Below are 225 nucleotides of genomic sequence, written 5' to 3'. Positions count from 1 at the left end.
TCGTTTCCGCTCGACTTGCATGTGTTAGGCCTGCCGCCAGCGTTCAATCTGAGCCATGATCAAACTCTTCAATTTAAAGTTTTGATTACCTAAATTAACAGGTGTGACTCAACGAATACTGACTTCAAAACTAATATTTACCGAAGTAAACATGTAATTCTAAAGCTATTACCCATCTCTTCTTAAATAAATAGGAACAGAATGGTAATGAATTGACTGTGCCGA

General features: G+C 37.3%; 1 rRNA gene. It reads right to left on the bottom strand.

Going from position 1 to position 225, the window contains the following annotated elements:
- Positions 1 to 75 (bottom strand): 16S ribosomal RNA (locus tag AB4585_RS22540); the annotation flags it as partial.
- Positions 76 to 225 lie beyond the last annotated feature (150 nt).

The organism is Vibrio sp. 10N.222.49.C9 (assembly GCF_041474985.1).
In the GTDB taxonomy this organism is placed as follows: domain Bacteria; phylum Pseudomonadota; class Gammaproteobacteria; order Enterobacterales; family Vibrionaceae; genus Vibrio; species Vibrio crassostreae_C.
This window is presented reverse-complemented; position numbering and strand designations above follow the sequence as displayed.